The following is a 17,617-nucleotide window of genomic DNA, read 5'->3' as shown; positions in this document are numbered from 1 at the left end:
CTAGTTATAAACAAATATAACTAATTTTTATTTGATGAAAAATATACATAATATGTTAAATACCTTTGTTCAGATTAATTGTCAAACTGTATCAGATAAATTTAACACAACCATTTATAAAAACAAAGCTTATACTTCTTATCTTTCTCTTAGAGCATCTTCTTTGGCTTTAAGAATAGGTTTTAAAAGATATGAAAGCACTGTTCTTTGTCCGGTTATAATATCTACGCTCGCCTGCATTCCGGGAATAATCGGTAAAGGTTCGCCTTTATATTTTAATTCCGACTCAATAGTCCTTAACTTAACGGTATAAAATATCTCACCTTTTTTATCTTCTATCGTATCAACGCTAATAGATTCAACCAAAGCTTCAAGCCCACCAAAAACAGTAAAATCATAACTGGTAAACTTAATCATAGCTTTCTGATCTTTATGGATAAAACCAATATCAGCCGGGGCTATTTTAGCTTCTATCAATAAAGTTCCGTCTAAAGGCAATAACTCTAAAATAGCCTGACCGCCCTGAACAGGGCCTGAGTTTAACAAAATTCTCTTAACCGTAGCTCTTTTAGTAGCAGTCAAAGTTGTACGACTGGCTCTATCTTGGCTCGCAACAAGCATTTGCGTAATAGAGTTTAGCTCGCTACGGCGTTTGGCTATTTCTTCTTGAATTTGAGAATTTAAGCGTGTTGTTACTTGATCAATTTGGGCTTCTACCTCAGCGACTCCACGTTGAGCACTGATAATTTGCCCGGCGGCTCTTTCTACCTCTGATCGCAAACTGTTTACTTGTTGTTCTATATCTAAAAACTGTAAACGAGGAAAAGTTCCTTTTGCCACTAATGGTGCGGCGATATTACGACGCTGCAAAGCGTTGGCAAGACTGTCTTCATTTTGCTTTTTAAGCTCCATAGCACTTTGAACTTCTTGTTTTTTCTGATCAAGCTGGGCATTAAGGCGACTCTCTTCTGCCTCTCTGTCTGCATTACGCGAGAAAAACAATGCTTTTTGGTCTTGTACCAAAACCGGGTTTACGTCTATCAATTCTTGCGGAAATACTGGTTCAGTATCGTTATATTCTGCTTCAAGGCGTATTAAAGCGGCTGTGTGTTCAGCTTTTTTATTTAAAGCATCTTCCACAACACTTTTTGCCTGTTCGTTACTTAAAACAACCAAAACATCACCCGGAGCAACAATCTGGTTTTCTTTTACATTTACAGATTGAATATTTAACATGCTTGTATCGGGGTTTTTGATTTCCTCTACTCTTTGAGACGGAACAACAGTTCCCATACCACGAGTCATCTGATCAATCGGGGCATGTCCCGCCCAAAAAATCAAAACAATAAAAAAGATCAGAATACTTACAGAAATTATATAAGTTAAAGGGTGAGCCTTACGATTAAGAGCGGCGTCAACCTCACTCATAAACTCAAGATCCTCTTTATGCTCTTTATCTGAAAATATATTTTTAAACATAATTTTATAAACCTATTTCATCTTGTTGTTGAGATTCAATATAACACAATGTAAAACGCTTAAACCCTCATAACATCAGCAAACTCAAGGTTATTCACCAGCTCCTTGTGCAACATTCGCAGGTCTTGGAGTAGTGCCATGACCTTCTTGAGGAGCATTTGTTGCAGCATTAATAGGCTGTGTTTGAGTTTTTAGGTTTTTCTGATTTGCAACATTGGAAGTTAAAGAGTTTAAAACTGTTTTTTTAGGACCGTCGGCAACAACCTTGCCACCATCAATAATGATAAGCCTATCGACAATATCCAACATACTGAGGCGGTGTGTGATCAACAAAACGGTTTTTGAACCTAAAGTTCCCGCCAAACGTTGTTTTAAAGCAAGTTCAGAACTATTGTCCATATTACTTGAAGGTTCATCAAGAATTAATACATCAGGATCATGCAACAAAGAACGTGCAATCGCAACAGATTGCCTTTGACCGCCTGAAAGGGCCATTCCTCTTTCACCAACGGGCATTCCGAAACCTGCGGGGTGTCCCCTTACGAAATCAGTTACGCCCGATATGTTTGCAGCACGCAAAATCATTCTATCATCGGCATTAACAACACCAAAAGCAATATTTTCTCTTACTGTTCCATAAAAGAGGTAGTTATCCTGAGATAAATAACCAACTCGACTTCGCAATTCCGAAGTATCCATCTGGCGAATATCTACTCCACCAAATTTAATAGCACCCTCAGTAGGTTGATAAAGACCGACTATCAAACGCCCGAGTGTGCTTTTTCCCGAACCCATGCGTCCGATAATACCGACTTTTTCACCGGGTTTAATTTTTATGTTAACACCATCTAAAGCAAGACGTTCGGAGTTTGGATATTTAAAGCTAACATTTTCCAAAGCAATAGAGTGTTCAAGATGACCAAATTCAACGTAAGAACCCGGCTCTATCCGCTCTGTGGGAAGGGTCATTAAAACATCTAAAGCTTTTAAAGACATACGAGATTGTTGAAGTCTTGAAAACATTGATGCAATCTGAGAAAGCGGGGCCATAGCACGCCCAACCAACATATTGGCACCAATTAAAGCACCTTGAGTTAATGCACCCTCTTTAATTTGATAAATTCCCCATATAATTAAACTTACGCTAACAATTTGACTGGCAAACATAGTAAAAGTCATGGAAAAGTTTGACAAACGTTTGTTTTGTGCCATAGAACGTGCACTTTCTCCAACGATTTTTTCCCAACGATCTTGAACCTTGCCTTCTGCCATCGAAGTTTTAACGGTTTCGAGTCCGTTAACAATTTCAACTAATAAGGCATTTTTTTGCATATTTTCTTTAAAACTTTTTTCCGTATTGGTTTGTAAAGGATACTGCAAGTAAATACCTACGCCTACAATCACTGGAACAGCCACCCAAGCAACGATAGAAATAACGCCGCCAATATAACTTACAATAATCAAAAATATAATTAAAAACGGAAGGTCGATTAAAGCCAACAACGTTGTAGAGCTAAAAAATTCTCTTAACGACTCAAACTCTCTGATATTATTTACTAAAGAGCCTGTAGAATCGGGCTTATTGTCAAGGCGTATACTTAAAAGTTGTTGCATTATTTTTGAGGCTAAAACAATATCGGCGTTCCTACCGGCGGCATCAGTAAAAAAGCTTCGCAAATTACGAATAATAAAATCAAAAGTCAAACCTGTGGCATAACCAATAGCCAAGACCCAAAGAGTAGAAATAGCTTTATGCGGAACAACCCTATCATAAACATTCATAAAAAACAAAGGGCCGGCAATAGTCAAAAGGTTGATAACAATACTGCCTAAAAAGACATGCGAATACATCGGCATGAAATTAAAAAAAGTATCCCAGAACCAACGCTTTGAATTTAAAAGCTTAATATTACTGGCACGCCTGTCTAAAACAACATCTGGCTTGGCATAAATAGCATAACCAATATAATCTTCTTGCAAGTCGCTCATCGCTATTGAACGTGGCTGTAAGTCGGTTTCCGGAAGTAATATTTCTCCCCTAACACCCTCAATACGGGTTAAAACACAAGCTCGTCCGTCTTTTAAAAGCAAAATACAAGGCAAAGTCATTTTAGAAATACTGTTTATATCAGGACGATAAACGGTTTTACATTGTAAACCGGCATTGCGAGCAGAACGCAAACAAGCAGACGGACTTATTTCCCCGTCTTGCGAAGCCAACCCTGCCACCAATAACTTAGTGGAAACAGGTTTACCGTTTAATTTAAACAAAGTTGCAATACACTGGATCAGGGGCGGATCATAATCAATATCAGAAGGGTTTGGGGGAATGCTTACACCTCTTGGCGGAGTAGCACCATAAATACTGCCAAGCTGTTGTGCAGCCTGTTGTCCCATTTGTTGTCCCATTTGCCCAGATTGCCCGGCTTGCCCAGCTTGCAAAGGAGACGTCGGCATAGATTGAGGAGCGTAAGTTCGATCATATAAGCTTGGGCCCGAAGAATTTGGAGCAGTTGACGCAAACGAAGTTTGAGACGCATCAAGCCTGTTGATTGCCTCAGCGTCTTCACTTTCTTTTCTTTTCTTTTCATCGCTCACGCTACTAGCACTTAAAACGTCGTGGGAAGTATTATTTGCTTGGGGCTGTATTTCGCTTACCTTATCATCAGCCTTACCGGCAGGTTGGGCTTCGGGATTTTCATTTTTTTTAAAAAATTTAAACACAATAATTCCTTATAAATTTTAAAGAATAAATTACAACGGTTAAATTTATTCAACTCAAATATGCTTCTTATTACACTCAAAAACTATATCGAACCATTATTTTTAGCAATACTTTAATGAAATATTTTCAACAAAGCGGTTTTAATACTTACTTTTAATTGAGACTATTACACAATAGGCTCAAAGTGGCTTTCGCTAGAAAGACACTCCAAAAACCACGAATAAGTAAAATTAGTGGTTTTTGTGATTTAAGACGTTTTATACTATGTGTATACAGAGCATAAAACGATGACAAAAGTACGCAAAACAGAGTTTTGCAATGGTCTTTAATTAGTATAATACAAAAAGTAAAAAATACTAGTGGGAATTGATATTATCATTGATGTTAAACAAAATCAACAGCCAATCACAGAAAATATCAGAAGGAACCAACGTTTTTATTTTTTTCCAAAGTAAACTGATTTTTTATTATAGTTTTTTAGAAAAACTTTTGAAAAAAGTCTCTTAAAGACCACTTTCTAAAAGTTTTACAATGATTTTTTCATAGCTTATTTTAACTTTTTACTTTATATTATTGCAAACAATCATCTTATGCTATTCTTTAAATAAAAGCAGGAGCAAAAAATGGATATTTCTCAAAGACTAAAAAAATTAAAACCCTCAGCCACACTTGCCGTTAGTGCAAAAGCCAAAAAACTTAAAGCAGAAGGGAAAAAGATATTAAGCTTATCTCTTGGCGAGCCTGATTTCAATACGCCACAACATATTTGCGATGCTGCCAAAAAAGCTATTGACGATGGTTTTACTCGCTATACTCAAAGCCGTGGATTACCTGAAGTTTTAGAAGCAGTTTGCGGTTATTTCAAAAAGTTTTATAATGTTGACGCAAATATAGATGAAGTAATGTTGACTAACGGTGGAAAACAAGGGCTTTATAATATATTTCAAACAATTCTTAACCCGGGCGACGAAGTTTTAATTCCTGCTCCTTACTGGGTAAGTTATCCTGATATGGTAGAACTCGCTGATGCCGTTCCCGTTACTGTTGCAGCCTCTGCCGAAGAAAATTTTAAAATCAACGTCAAAAGTCTGGAAAAACGTTTCACCAATAAAACAAAAGCTCTTATTTTAAACTCTCCGTCTAACCCAACGGGCGTTTGTTATACCCAAGAAGAACTCGATACTTTAGTGAAATGGGCAATTTCCAAAAATTTAATCGTGATCTCAGATGAAATTTATGACCAACTTGTTTATGACCCGATAAAACCTATAAGCCTTTCCCCGTGGTGGAAAAAATCACCAAACAACATCGTTATCGTTAACGGATTGGCAAAAAGTTTCGCCATGACCGGTTGGCGAGTGGGTTATGTTTTAGGCTCCGAAGAAATAATTAAGGCTATGGGAAAATTACAAGGACAAAGCACGGCAAACGTTTGCTCTATTGCTCAAAAAGCAACTCAAGCCGCACTAAACGGTTCTTTTGATTGCGTTAAAGAAATGAATAAAGTTTTTGCAAGACGCAGAGACTTGGCATATTCAATAATCAGCAAATGGAAAGATGTAACCTGTCCTAAACCTGAGGGTGCTTTTTATATTTTCCCTGATGTTCATAAACATTATACGCCTCAAGTTCCCGATTCCACATCTTTATGCAATCTTTTGCTTGAAAAAGCAGGTGTGGCGGCTGTTCCGGGAATAGCCTTTGGCGACGATCGTTGTATTCGCTTATCATACGCAACCGATGATAAAACCTTGGTCGAAGCCCTTGAAAAAATAGAAAATATCTTATTCAAATTATAAAAAACGCTTCCAAACCTTAACCTTTAAAACTATGGCAAAATACTTTTTTTAAGAAAACGCAGCCATTGTACTTATTAAAGACGGACAAAATAATGGGAGTCAATATGCATCACCACAATTACCTTGACTGGAGTCGTGCGTTAACAGGGCGTTTATCCGAAGTTGATTTAACAAAAACAAGCTTCGCCGCTCGTTTAAAACCTATGGCGTCTCGCTTAAATCAAGAGTTAAAAGAAGGAAAGTTGCCTTTTCTAAACTTACCTTTTAAAGACGCTCTGGAAAAAGATTTGGCGAATATTCAAGGGTGGTTGAAAAACTTTAAACATATGTTGGTATTGGGAATTGGCGGCTCGGCTCTCGGAGCTAGGGCTATTCAAAAAGCTTTTGCCCCCGCCCAAGATCGCCCCGAACACAATGGAAAATGTTTGTGGATTGCCGATAATGTTGACTCCGAAAGCTTGGAAGCTCTCTTCAACTCCCTGCCTCCAAACGATACTGTTGTTGTTGTAATCAGCAAGTCAGGCGGGACAATAGAAACACTCGGGCAATATTTTTTAGTGAAACAATGGCTCGAAAAGAAAATAAAAACCCAATGGAAAGACCATGTTTTGATGATTACCGATCAAAATAAAGGTTTTTTAAGAGAAGAAGCCACAAAACATACGATAAAAACTTTGCCCGTTCCCGATAATCTCGGCGGACGTTACTCGGCTTTATCGGCTGTGGGTCTTGTGCCTGCTTTATTTTTAGGAGTAGACTGCCACGCTCTGCTTAAAGGGGCTTGTGCAACCGCTTCCGCTTTTGTGAATGCGATAAACTCAGATCAAGATATGGCTCACGCTTTAGAAAAACATGCCGCTTGGAAACTTGCAATCTGGAACAATGTTTTAATGGAAAAGGGCTATAACCAGATTATTTTCTTTTCTTATATCCCGGCTTGGGCATGTTTTGGAAACTGGTTTACCCAGCTTTGGGCAGAAAGCCTCGGCAAAGAAGGAAAAGGCTCAATGCCTGTTCCGGCGGTCGGCGTAACCGATCAACATTCAACCCAACAAATGTTTTTAGACGGCCCAAAAGATAAGGCATGTTTATTTTTATCCTATAATAAAGAACCCTCAGGTTTAATTTTTCCCCAAGACTTACCGGAAGAATGGAGCTATCTGCGTGGTCGTCCGTTCGGCGTTTTACTCGAAGCCGAAACACTGGGAACACGCATGGCTCTTAACAAATCCGAGGTTCCTGTTGTCAATATGGTGATGGGGTCTGACTCGGAATATTCCGCCGGAAGTTTAATGATGTTGTTGGAAATTACAACGGTTTTAACCGGTTGGCTTTTAGACATTAACCCAATTGATCAACCCGCTGTTGAATTGGGTAAACGTTTGGCAAACGCCCGCTTAGGGGCAACCGGCTATACGGAAGAAAAGGAAGATCTTGCTAATTTTTTAGCCGTAAAACCTCTTAACCATAACTTTTAACTTAATAAAACAATAAACTCGTTAAGGAGACCACCAATGGCAAATTTTTTTAAAGCGAGTGAAATCGCAAATACAGCCTGTGAAATTGAACGTAAAGGACAAGAATTTTATCGCAAAGCCGCCGAAGCCGCTAATGATGAAGAAAGCCGTAAGTTTTTTGCTTTCTTTTCAGTCGAAGAAACCAGACACGAAAAAATCTTTCAAGATATGGTAAAACGCCTCGGCGGAGTCGAACTTCCCACAGACAGCAATGATGAAGAATATGCCTTATATATTAAATCGTTGGTTGATTCCCACTCTATCTTTGACTCCGAAACCTTAGCAAGCCTCGAAGCCGAACAACTCGACGTGAAAAAAGCCGTGCGTAAAGCCATGAGTTTTGAAAAAGATACTATCGTTTTCTTTGTGGAAATGAAAAGATTAGTTCCGGAAAGTGAACAAAAATTCATTGATGAATGTATCGAAGAAGAAAGAAAACACTTACGCATGTTAGCCAAGTGGTTAATTTAACTATACAATCATAAATTATTTAATTATTTAAAAAAAGTTAGACTATTGAAAAATAGTCTCAAAGTGGTTTTCGCCAGAAAGACACTCCAAAAATCACGAATAAGGAAAATTTAATTTTCCTGTAAAATGAGTGTTTTTGTGTTTTAATTCGTTTTATGATATGTGTATACAGAGCATAAAACGATGGAAAAAGAACGCAAAACGGAGTTTTGCAATGGTCTTAAAGTGTTATGCTCATCGTATAACACTTTTTTATTTTACAGAACCAATTTACATAACTAATTAATATCTATCAGATATATTTATAAAAACACAAAAAACAGCATTTAAGGGATCTATCATGAACGACGCTCTACTAAGCCACGAAGCCCAACACGATAAACAATCAGACTCGATTTATCTTATCGACGGTTCTGCCTTTATTCATCGTGCTTTTTACGCTCAACGAGAAATGACTCGCAGTGACGGATTTCCCACCAATATTCTTTTTATTGTCAGTCGTTTAATCTTAAAAATTTTACGAGAACGTCGCCCAAAACGTATGGTCTTTGTTGTTGACGGAAAAGGAAAAAATTTTAGACATGAACTTTATCAGGCATATAAAGCCAATAGAACCGCTACGCCCGAACAGCTGATTTTACAAATTGAACCGATTTTAAATATTATTCAAAGCTTTGGCATTACAACCCTTGTCTCTGATAAATGTGAAGCTGACGATTGCCTTGCTTCAATGGCAAAAAAGTTTTCCAAACATTATCCCGTTGTGCTTGTTGGGGCTGATAAAGACTTAAAACAATGTATTACTGAAAATATTGTACTTTGGGATCCTTCGGGAAAAGACGAACGCCTTACCACCCTCGAAAGCTTTATCGCTGAAACAGGTTTTAAACCCACAAGTTGGCCAGACTATCAGGCCCTTATCGGCGATTCGAGCGATAATATTCCCGGGCTTCAAGGGGTCGGGCCAAAAACCGCCTCTGTGTTATTAAAAGAATATGCCACGCTCGAAGAACTCGAAGAGAATATCAATAAAGTTCCCGTAAAAATACGCGGAAAAATAGAAGGCAAAATTGACGAAGCAAAACTTTTTCGTGAATTAACCAGATTAAAAGAAGATTGTACACCCTTTGAAAACCCTGATGAAATAAAGGTTAATCCTCCAAAAATTGAAGATGCGATCAGCCTTTTGGAACAATACGAATTGCGTACCACAGTCAGAGAACTGGCTTCAATGCACAGAAGCGGGTTTTTCTCCGAAAACGGTGGATTAAAAGCCAAAGAAGTTGGCGAAACCTTAAAAAATAAAATTGCAACTAACAGCAGTAATTTACTGACAAATTTTGAACAACCAAAAACACAAAAAGAAAAAAACTTTATTATCCCCGAACCAGAACTTAACCTTACAACCAAAGAACAAGCCTCATTATTTGAACTCTCAAGAGAGCTAACCCCAAACTATCATAGCTTGAAAACAATTAACGATCTCAAAGAGTTACCACAAATAGATCAAACGCAAAATTTAATTTTGGTATCCACAAAAGACAATGGATATATAATAGCTCAAAATAATTGGATTTTTACCTATAACAAACCCTTAAATATTTTGGTAGAACAACTTTTAAAACTAGTGCCACATGCGAAAAATGACCAGAAAAACGATAGGGAAAATACTGAACAATTTAAGATTATTACCGCAGATTTAAAACAACTTTATCATGACGCTGAATTATTTACCCAGTTCCCCTCAACCCAATTTTTTGATTTAGGTTTGGCAGCCTATCTTATTAACCCAGAAGAACGAGATTATAGCTGGGAAACCTTGCTAAAGCGTAATGCTCCCTTGATTCAGCCTGAATTAACTTCCGACTTAAATACGTTAAACAGCTTTATCGCAAATTTATATACAGACTTAAAAAACAGATTACACGCCTTAAACCTCTTGGAATTAATGCAAAAACTGGAACAACCCTTGGTTGCGGTCTTATTTAAAATGGAAAAAGCAGGCGTAAAAATTCGCCCCGAAGCCTTTAAAGTCTTTTTGGACGAAGTTCAAAATAATTTAGACACACTCACAAATCAGATTTATCAGGCAGCCGGGCAAAACTTTAATATTCGCTCTTCTCAACAACTTGGCGATATTTTATATGAAAAACTCAAATTACCAAAAGCCGGAAAAACCAAAGGCGGACAAGCCAGCACGGCACAAGAAAGTTTAGAGCGTTTATCTGAAGCCCACCCTATCGTGGAAATGATTTTAGAATATCGAACTCTTGAAAAACTGCGTTCCACCTATCTTGAACCACTTCCGAAACTTGCCGACAAAGAGCTTAGAATTCACACTCATTTTAATCAAAAAGCCACAGCCACAGGGCGTTTGTCGTCTAGCGACCCTAATTTACAAAATATTCCCATAAGGGGAAAATTTGGAGAACGCATGAGGGCTTGTTTTGGTGCAAAAGACTCTTGCGTCTTGGTTTCCGCCGATTATTCTCAAGTAGAATTGCGTATTTTGGCACACCTATCGCAAGACCCGACCTTGCTTGAGGCGTTTCGTAATAATGAAGATATTCACCAACGCACCGCCGGGGTTATTTTTGAAAAAGATAAAAGTTTAATTACGCCTGATGAACGCAGAGCGGCAAAAACCATTAACTTTGGGCTGATTTACGGTATGGGGGCTCAAAAACTCGCCAAAGAATTAAAAATAAGCATGGCTGATGCCAAACGTTTTATTGAACGTTACTTTGTCGGACTTAAACGCCTAAAAACTTTTTATCAAAGTATAGAAGACGAAGCCAAAGAAAACGGCTTTGTCTGCACAATGACAGGTAGACGCAGACTTACTCCGGAAATAAATTCACAAAACAGTCAAGTCGCTTCTCAAGCCAGAAGGCAAGCGATTAATACCAGAATTCAAGGCAGTGCAGCGGATATTATCAAACTCGCTATGCTCGCAGTCGAACAAGACAGCCTCTTAAAAGAATTAAACGCCACTTTAATCTTACAAATTCACGATGAACTGATTTTGGAAGTGCCAAAAGAAAATGCCGAAAAAGCAGGGCAAAGACTCGCCGAATTAATGAGCAATATCGCCCCAAACGGAGAAAAACTCAGCATTCCGCTCCTGGTTGAATGGGGGACTGGCGAAGACTGGAGTAAGGCTCATTAATAAACTCAATAGAATATTAAGTCTTTGATTCGCTATAAATACTTTTATAATCAAAGCTATTTTTATCGTCAATAGTCAATTATATCTAGACAGTTAAAAGAATATATAATAATGTATGAAATAATAGGAGATTGATATGAGTACATTTTTGGAACCAGTTTACCTAAATGAGACAATGATGCTTAATTGTGCGGCATATCTTTTCCGAGGCATCACTACAAGTATTGAGGTATCAAGTGAAACTTCTTCTGCAAAAAAAGGAGAATTATCTTTGGGCATGAAGTTCTTAACAGAGTTACTTAATATTTCTGGGGGATTAGAGGCAACATCCCAATCTTTACAACAAGAAAAACTCGCTAAGAGCTACACAACTGGTGGACTCCATATGTCTGTCATTGATGAGCTTCGTAGCAAGAATGAGTTAGTACCATTTGAAAGTATGGATAAAATGACAACATCTAAAAACTATATAGAGATTGAAGCCATATTAAAGCCATTAGATTTTTATTCCATAATTGAAACGCTTAAAACATCTACTCCGTTAATTGTAAAAGTTCTCCATGATTTTGGCTATAAACTAAAACCTGATTTTTTTAATAAACAAATTAAGAGTGAACTAGTGCAATATGATAATTTAATTAGCAAGATACTTGACAGTGTTGAAAAAGATTACCTCAAATCATCATTGCTTGAAATGATTATGGTTGATCCCAATACAAACGCTCAGCTTGGAGTCGTGGATATTGATGTTAAGGGTAAAGATCCACTTGAGGTAAAAGCAAAACTCACAGATGGTAAATTTTATGTCATCGGAAAAATAACAAGAACCATAAATCAAGGTGAAAATATAGAGTTATTACGCCGATCTTTTATATCAACAGTTATTAGAATGCTCTCAAAACTATTATCCAGTAATAATAATGCGTTACTACAATTTCACACGATGATTGAAATCGCAAAGCCATATATTGAAAAGATATGTCAACTAAGTATTCCTGGACCAGCAGTTAGAATAATGGCAATGTCAGTCTGTATTTAAACGTGATTTATAAATTCAAAATATCACATACAAAACTTTTCATTGCTCGAACTAAACTCTGTTGTCCGCTTGATAGAACAAGCTAGTTTGTATCCATACAATAATTTAACATCTAATTTCAAGAAGATCTAATAAGTTAACTCTATTTTCATAACAAACAAGAAACATCGCGCTAACTCAGTTTATTTACAACTACTTTCGCTGCTCGCAACAATCTATCATGCAACATATATCCCTTACCGTAAACTTTAACAACAGCGTTATCTGGTAAATCGGGGAGTTGGTCTAAGCCTACAGCTTCATGGATTTTTGGGTCAAAAGGTTCGCCAAAAGTTCCAATCTCTTGTAACCCTCGTTTTTGCAATACTTCTAAAAACATTTTACGAGTCATTTCAACGCCAACAACAAAATTTTTACACTCTTCTTGACCTTTAGCGTGTTCTATCGCCAAATCAAGAGTGTCTAAAGTCGGCAATAAATCGCCAATTACCCCTTCCGAGGCAAAGCGTAAAACTTCTTCTTTTTCTTTGTTCAAACGCTTGCGGGCGTTATCTAAATCAGCCAAGGCACGCAACTGTGCTTCTTCCGCTTCTTTGTTAACGTTACAACTCGCACAAATACGCTCTCTTGCCAAAATAGCCAATTCATCGTCTGTTAACGCTTTGGAATCTTCCAACAAAACTTCTTCAGGGGTTTGTTCATGATCGGGCATAAGATTAGAAAGCCCGCTTAAATCATCATTTACTATTAAATTAGGGTCGTTTGTTGCAGGTTTTGAATATTGGCTGTAAGGATTTTTTTTGCTCATAAAACTCTCTCTGGCATTTTGATATAAAAAATATTATACTAAGCTATATTAGTAATCACCCTTGTCAGCATGTCAAGATTAATCGGCAAATATCTTTAACAATACTTAATTTATTATGTTCATACCACAAAAAATATTCGGAATTTTGGGTTATCCGCTAGGACACAGTCTAAGCCCGCTATTGCACAACTTTGGCTTTCAAACCTTAAATTACCCCGGAGCATATTTTCGCTTTGAAAAACAAAAAGCTGAGTTAAATGCGTTTATGCAAAGCCTGCGTCAGCTTCCAATTAGCGGCTTAAGCGTTACAATTCCACACAAAGAAGCCGTAATTCCTTTTTTAGATAAAATCACACCCGAAGCCAAACAAGCCGGAGCAGTTAATACAATCTATTGGGAAGATACACAACTTTGCGGAGATAATACCGATATTATCGGATTTTCTCTACCTTTAGAAAAAATGATAATAAAACACACTGATAAATCAGAATCTTACGACTCGAAACTCCTTTTAAAAGATTACAGCTCTCTTATTTTAGGGGCCGGCGGAGCAGCCAGAGCGGCAATTATTGGTCTAAAAAAAATGGGCTGTAACGATATTCAAATTACTGCCAGACGCAAAGAACAAGCCGAAGAACTCGCCACAGAGTTTAATATTAAAACCATAGCGTGGGAAAAAAGGGCGGAACTTCCAACAAATATTTTAGTAAATTCAACCCCCTTGGGTTTAAAGGGCGAGAGGGAAAGTTTAAGCCCCCTGCCTGACTTTACTATAAATCCAATCAAAGAAAACAAGCTCAACAACTTGTTTATTGCCTATGACCTTATCTATAGCCCCGCCGAAACAGTATTTTTGAAAACGGCAAAAGCTCAAAATCGCCTAACTTTAAACGGACTGCCCATGTTTATTGAACAAGGCTTGGCTCAATTTAAAAGATGGACAGGACATGATTTAGATTATAATCAAGTCTTGAATATAATCAAAAAAGCACTTTAAGCCGAACCGCGAGTTGATTAATCTTTATCATGCTAATTTATATAAACTTTTTAAAAAATTATTTCGATTTTGCTTGATGTTTTTTTAATAAACTTATATTAACGCTTTAACTTAAACGGATAAAAATATGAAATCTTCTTTGTTAAATACAATAATCAAATTAAGCTTTTTAACCTTATTAACTTTAACGCTTTGTGCTTGTTCAATCTTTAATGTTAACAGCACAAAACAAGAAACACAGACAACACAAGCACCACAAAAACAAGAATACAGCCAAGAGGCAAAAGACTCCTTTGCACTCGCCTATGCGTTGTGGGAAACCGAAGACAATTGTTCTGACCCGGAACAAGCCATAGCTCTCTTAAATAAAGTAATTCAACTTGAACCAAACTATGCCGAAGCCTATCTTTGGCGAGGTTTGGCTTTAAGCGAACTTACCAAGTGGGAAGAAGCCTTTGATGATATAACCAAGGCAATCAGGCTTGACCCAAGTGCTATGAACTACGCCTATCGTGGTCTTGTTTCAATGCACAGCGGCAATACAATAGGAGCACAACGAGATTTAGACGAGTCAATTAGAATAAACCCACATCAACACCGTGCGTATAACTTTAGAGGAACTCTCAACGTCTTATTGGAAAAAGTTGAGGCTGCTTGTGAAGATTTCAATAAAGCGTGTCTTAACGGAGATTGTGGCGGTTTAAATTTAGCGAAAGAGGCCGGACATTGTTTATAATAGGTAAACTTAACTAAGGTAATTTAAAAGGTAAATTAAAAGGTAAATTAAAATGACAACAGCACAACCACTAAAAATAGCTCCCTTAAATACCAAAGAAGCCTTTGAACGCATCGGCGACCTGCCTTTGTTTCAAGAAATATCACACACCTTTGCCCAATCATTAGTCGGAAATTTAACCAGTATTAAAAATGCAATGAAGGCTCAACAATGGCACGACGCCATGCGTATGGCACACTCTCTTAAAGGCACTTTGGCAATAGTCGGAGCCGAAGACTTAAGAGAAATTGCCACACTTTTGGAATATAGTTGCCGAGATGAAAAAGCGGAAGAAGCCGAAAAAAACTTAGCCATTCTCAAACAAACAAAAGAACAATTAATTGAAGCCTTAAATAAAATATAACAAAAAAAGACCGTTACACCAAAAAATGTAACGGTATTTTTAATATTTTCAAGCTGATAAGACAATTGCAAAACAACTAATTTTACAGGAAAATTAAATTTTCCCTTGCCCAATCATTAGTCGGAAATTTAAACAGCATTAAAAATGCAATGAAGGCTCAACAATGGCACGATGCCATGCGTATGGCACACTCTCTTAAAGGCACTTTGGCAATAGTCGGAGCCGAAGACTTAAGAGAAATTGCCACACTTTTGGAATATAGTTGCCGAGATGAAAAAGCGGAAGAAGCAGAAAAAAACTTAGCCATTCTCGAACAAACAAAAGAACAATTAATTGAAGCCTTAAATAAAATATAGATAATATTTGCAATAGACTCAAAAAGGCTTTCGCCGAAAAAAACTTTCAAAAATTACAAAAAAAAGCAACTCAACAAAAAAAGTAACTCAAAATTATGGGTTATAATAGTCTTATATACAAAAAAAGACCGTTACACCAAAAAATGTAACGGTCTTTTTAATATTTAATCTCTACTCAGCTAAAAAACCAAGGTTAAGCTGGTGCAAGGTACCCTTACGTGGAATACCGTTTTCGTCCCAACCGACCATATCATAATAAAGGTCTAAAGCCTTACGGAATTCGGCTTCGTCAATCTTTTTACCGGCTGAAGGACCGGCAGGAAGAGCTTCGTATAAACGCTTAAAGAGCTTGTCGTCTTTACGATCTAACCCTTCGCGAGCGTTAAACATACGAGCTAAAACAATAGAACGTTCCGCCGCCTTCATAAGTTCAAACAAGGAAGTTTCCCAACCTGTAATAGCTTGAACAGCCTCACAAAGCTTAGCGTAGCTCATAGCAAAAATAGGAGCAACAACAAAGTTACAAATGCTTAAAGTGTTGTTCATTGCCCAAGTTTGTTGACCGTATATAAAATAACGTACTTTTTCGGCATCATTAGATAAAGGTTTAGGTGGTTCTAAAATACCTAAAGGTTTAATCATTTTTACAGCATCACCTTGGAAGGCAACTTCGTGAGGGGCTTCAATATGATCAGCACCGGTAGGAGAAAGAGCAAAGCCCATTCCAACGCCGGTTTTACCACGAGGATCGTGGAAAGCTGGTTCTTGTCCTTTAACAGTAAAGTTAAGTTCTTCCGCACCGTTACCAATCTTTTTACCAGCTCTTTGAATGCCGAGAGCCAAAATATCGCCCAAATCTTTGCGATTGGCGATCATTTCAACTAGCTCAACCATACCGTTTTTGTCGCCAAATTTAATGGTGCGTCCGTCGCTCAGTTTGGTAATGCCTTTTTCCATCATTTCCATGGCAAAAGCTACAACAGCTCCTGTTCCAACGGTATCAAGACCAAGGGCGTTACAACGCTCATGTCCTTTACAAACCGCTTCTAAATCACCAACGCCACACAAAGAACCAAGAGCTGCCAATGTTTCATATTCAGGACCGCCGTAACGCTCATCAGAAACACAAGTAACAACACGTTTACAAGCAACAGAACACTTGTAACAGGTATGACGTTTTTTCAATATTTTTTCATAGCCCGGTAAACCAATAGCCTCGGCATGTTCAAAAACGCCTTCTTTCCAGTTACGAGTAGGCAAGATACCTGCGTTTTGTTGTGCCATAACGTGCATAGGTGTACCAAATTTACCAAGGTTTACGTTTGGCATATGAGCAGCAATGGCTTTACGATGCCAGCTTCCAACTTCTTTCAAAGCTTCGGCATCGGCATATTCTATGCTTTCTTCGTTTCCAAGACAAACAACGGCTTTAAGGTTTTTAGAACCCATAACCGCACCCATTCCGCAACGACCGTTGGCGTGAGCCAATTCGTTCATAATACAAGCGAATAAAACTTGTTTTTCACCGGCTGGTCCGATAGATGCAACTCTGGCTTTTGGTTCGCTGAGTTCTTCACGAATCATATCTTGACACTGGGCATTTTCTTTACCCCAAACTTTTGATGCATCACGCAGTTCAGCTTTTCCGTCTTTGATCCAAAGATAAACAGGTTTTGCTGATTTTCCACGAAATACAACAGCATCATAACCGGCATGTTTTAATTCCGGTCCAAAATAACCACCGGCTTCAGATTCTCCAAAACCATTGGTTAATGGATTTTTAGCTGCAACAGTAAAACGAGAGAACCCTGAAAGAGGTGCACCGCAAAGAACTGAAGTTGCAAATACCAAAACGTTATCCGGTCCTAAAGCATCAGCACCTTTAGGGATAAATTTCAACAAGTAATAACTTGCTAACGCACCACCACCCCAATAAGTACGATAAAATACTTCATCGGGAGTTTCTACAGTACATTCACCTTTACTTAAATCAACATGGAGTATCTTTCCATTATAACCAAAAGCCATATTGTCCTCACTTTCTAAGTTTAAAATTCACATCAATATATGATGTTAAAAAACTTAATAATTATTATATATTAAAGATTAAAATAAATT

13 protein-coding genes are annotated in these 17,617 nt (G+C 37.7%); 9 read left to right on the top strand and 4 right to left on the bottom strand.

Translation table 11 applies throughout. From position 1 onward, the window contains the following. Positions 1–138 precede the first annotated feature (138 nt). Together BT999_RS07790 and BT999_RS07785 are read right to left on the bottom strand one after the other, a co-directional pair. Positions 139–1,479 carry an HlyD family type I secretion periplasmic adaptor subunit gene (locus tag BT999_RS07790; RefSeq protein ID WP_072697217.1) on the bottom strand — a complete coding sequence of 447 codons (1,341 nt, stop codon included), beginning with the start codon at positions 1,477–1,479 and terminating at the stop codon, positions 139–141. Positions 1,480–1,569: 90 nt separating this feature from the next. Continuing rightward, positions 1,570–3,876 (bottom strand): type I secretion system permease/ATPase, encoded by a 2,307-nt coding sequence (locus BT999_RS07785; protein ID WP_084650651.1) that lies wholly within the window; start codon positions 3,874–3,876, stop codon positions 1,570–1,572. A 951-nt stretch (positions 3,877–4,827) separates the two neighbouring features. Here BT999_RS07785 and BT999_RS07780 point away from each other — a divergent pair. The 5 genes from BT999_RS07780 to BT999_RS07760 all read left to right on the top strand — a co-directional run bounded on the left by BT999_RS07780 (position 4,828) and on the right by BT999_RS07760 (position 12,199). Next, entirely contained in the window at positions 4,828–6,003 is a 1,176-nt protein-coding gene (locus BT999_RS07780) for a pyridoxal phosphate-dependent aminotransferase (RefSeq protein ID WP_072697215.1), read from the top strand. 104 nt (positions 6,004–6,107) lie between these two features. Next, positions 6,108–7,481: a glucose-6-phosphate isomerase gene (locus BT999_RS07775; protein WP_072697248.1), complete on the top strand. Its 1,374-nt coding sequence runs from the start codon at positions 6,108–6,110 to the stop codon at positions 7,479–7,481. Positions 7,482–7,517: 36 nt separating this feature from the next. Beyond that, positions 7,518–7,991 carry a ferritin-like domain-containing protein gene (locus tag BT999_RS07770; protein ID WP_072697214.1) on the top strand — a complete coding sequence of 158 codons (474 nt, stop codon included), beginning with the start codon at positions 7,518–7,520 and terminating at the stop codon, positions 7,989–7,991. Between the two features lie 340 nt (positions 7,992–8,331). Further along, complete coding sequence (polA, locus tag BT999_RS07765; protein ID WP_072697213.1) at positions 8,332–11,160, top strand: DNA polymerase I; 2,829 nt, start codon at positions 8,332–8,334, stop codon at positions 11,158–11,160. A gap of 136 nt (positions 11,161–11,296) precedes the next feature. Next, entirely contained in the window at positions 11,297–12,199 is a 903-nt protein-coding gene (locus tag BT999_RS07760) for a DUF6414 family protein (RefSeq protein WP_072697212.1), read from the top strand. Positions 12,200–12,371: 172 nt separating this feature from the next. On the opposite strand, the gene BT999_RS07755 is transcribed toward BT999_RS07760, so the two are convergent. Then, positions 12,372–13,007, bottom strand: coding sequence for a nucleotide exchange factor GrpE (locus BT999_RS07755; protein WP_084650645.1), 636 nt, complete (start codon positions 13,005–13,007; stop codon positions 12,372–12,374). A gap of 115 nt (positions 13,008–13,122) precedes the next feature. Between BT999_RS07755 and aroE the strand changes: the two genes are divergently transcribed. The 4 genes from aroE (at position 13,123) to BT999_RS07735 (ending at position 15,499) form a co-directional block, all read left to right on the top strand. Then, a complete protein-coding gene (aroE, locus tag BT999_RS07750) occupies positions 13,123–14,004 on the top strand; it encodes a shikimate dehydrogenase (RefSeq protein WP_072697211.1) in 882 nt (293 codons plus the stop codon). 127 nt (positions 14,005–14,131) lie between these two features. Then, on the top strand, positions 14,132–14,740 hold the full coding sequence (locus BT999_RS07745; protein WP_072697210.1) for a tetratricopeptide repeat protein: 609 nt from the start codon (positions 14,132–14,134) through the stop codon (positions 14,738–14,740). A gap of 52 nt (positions 14,741–14,792) precedes the next feature. Next, positions 14,793–15,143, top strand: coding sequence for an Hpt domain-containing protein (locus tag BT999_RS07740; protein WP_072697209.1), 351 nt, complete (start codon positions 14,793–14,795; stop codon positions 15,141–15,143). 92 nt (positions 15,144–15,235) lie between these two features. Then, positions 15,236–15,499 (top strand): Hpt domain-containing protein, encoded by a 264-nt coding sequence (locus BT999_RS07735; protein ID WP_342741875.1) that lies wholly within the window; start codon positions 15,236–15,238, stop codon positions 15,497–15,499. A 171-nt stretch (positions 15,500–15,670) separates the two neighbouring features. Here BT999_RS07735 and BT999_RS07730 read toward each other — a convergent pair whose 3' ends face one another. Beyond that, positions 15,671–17,527 carry an aldehyde ferredoxin oxidoreductase family protein gene (locus BT999_RS07730; RefSeq protein WP_072697207.1) on the bottom strand — a complete coding sequence of 619 codons (1,857 nt, stop codon included), beginning with the start codon at positions 17,525–17,527 and terminating at the stop codon, positions 15,671–15,673. Positions 17,528–17,617: the final 90 nt, after the last annotated feature.

This window comes from Desulfovibrio litoralis DSM 11393 (assembly GCF_900143255.1).
GTDB classification, from domain to species: domain Bacteria; phylum Desulfobacterota; class Desulfovibrionia; order Desulfovibrionales; family Desulfovibrionaceae; genus Frigididesulfovibrio_A; species Frigididesulfovibrio_A litoralis.
Note: the sequence above shows the minus strand (reverse complement) of the source record. Positions and strands in the feature narration are given on the sequence as shown.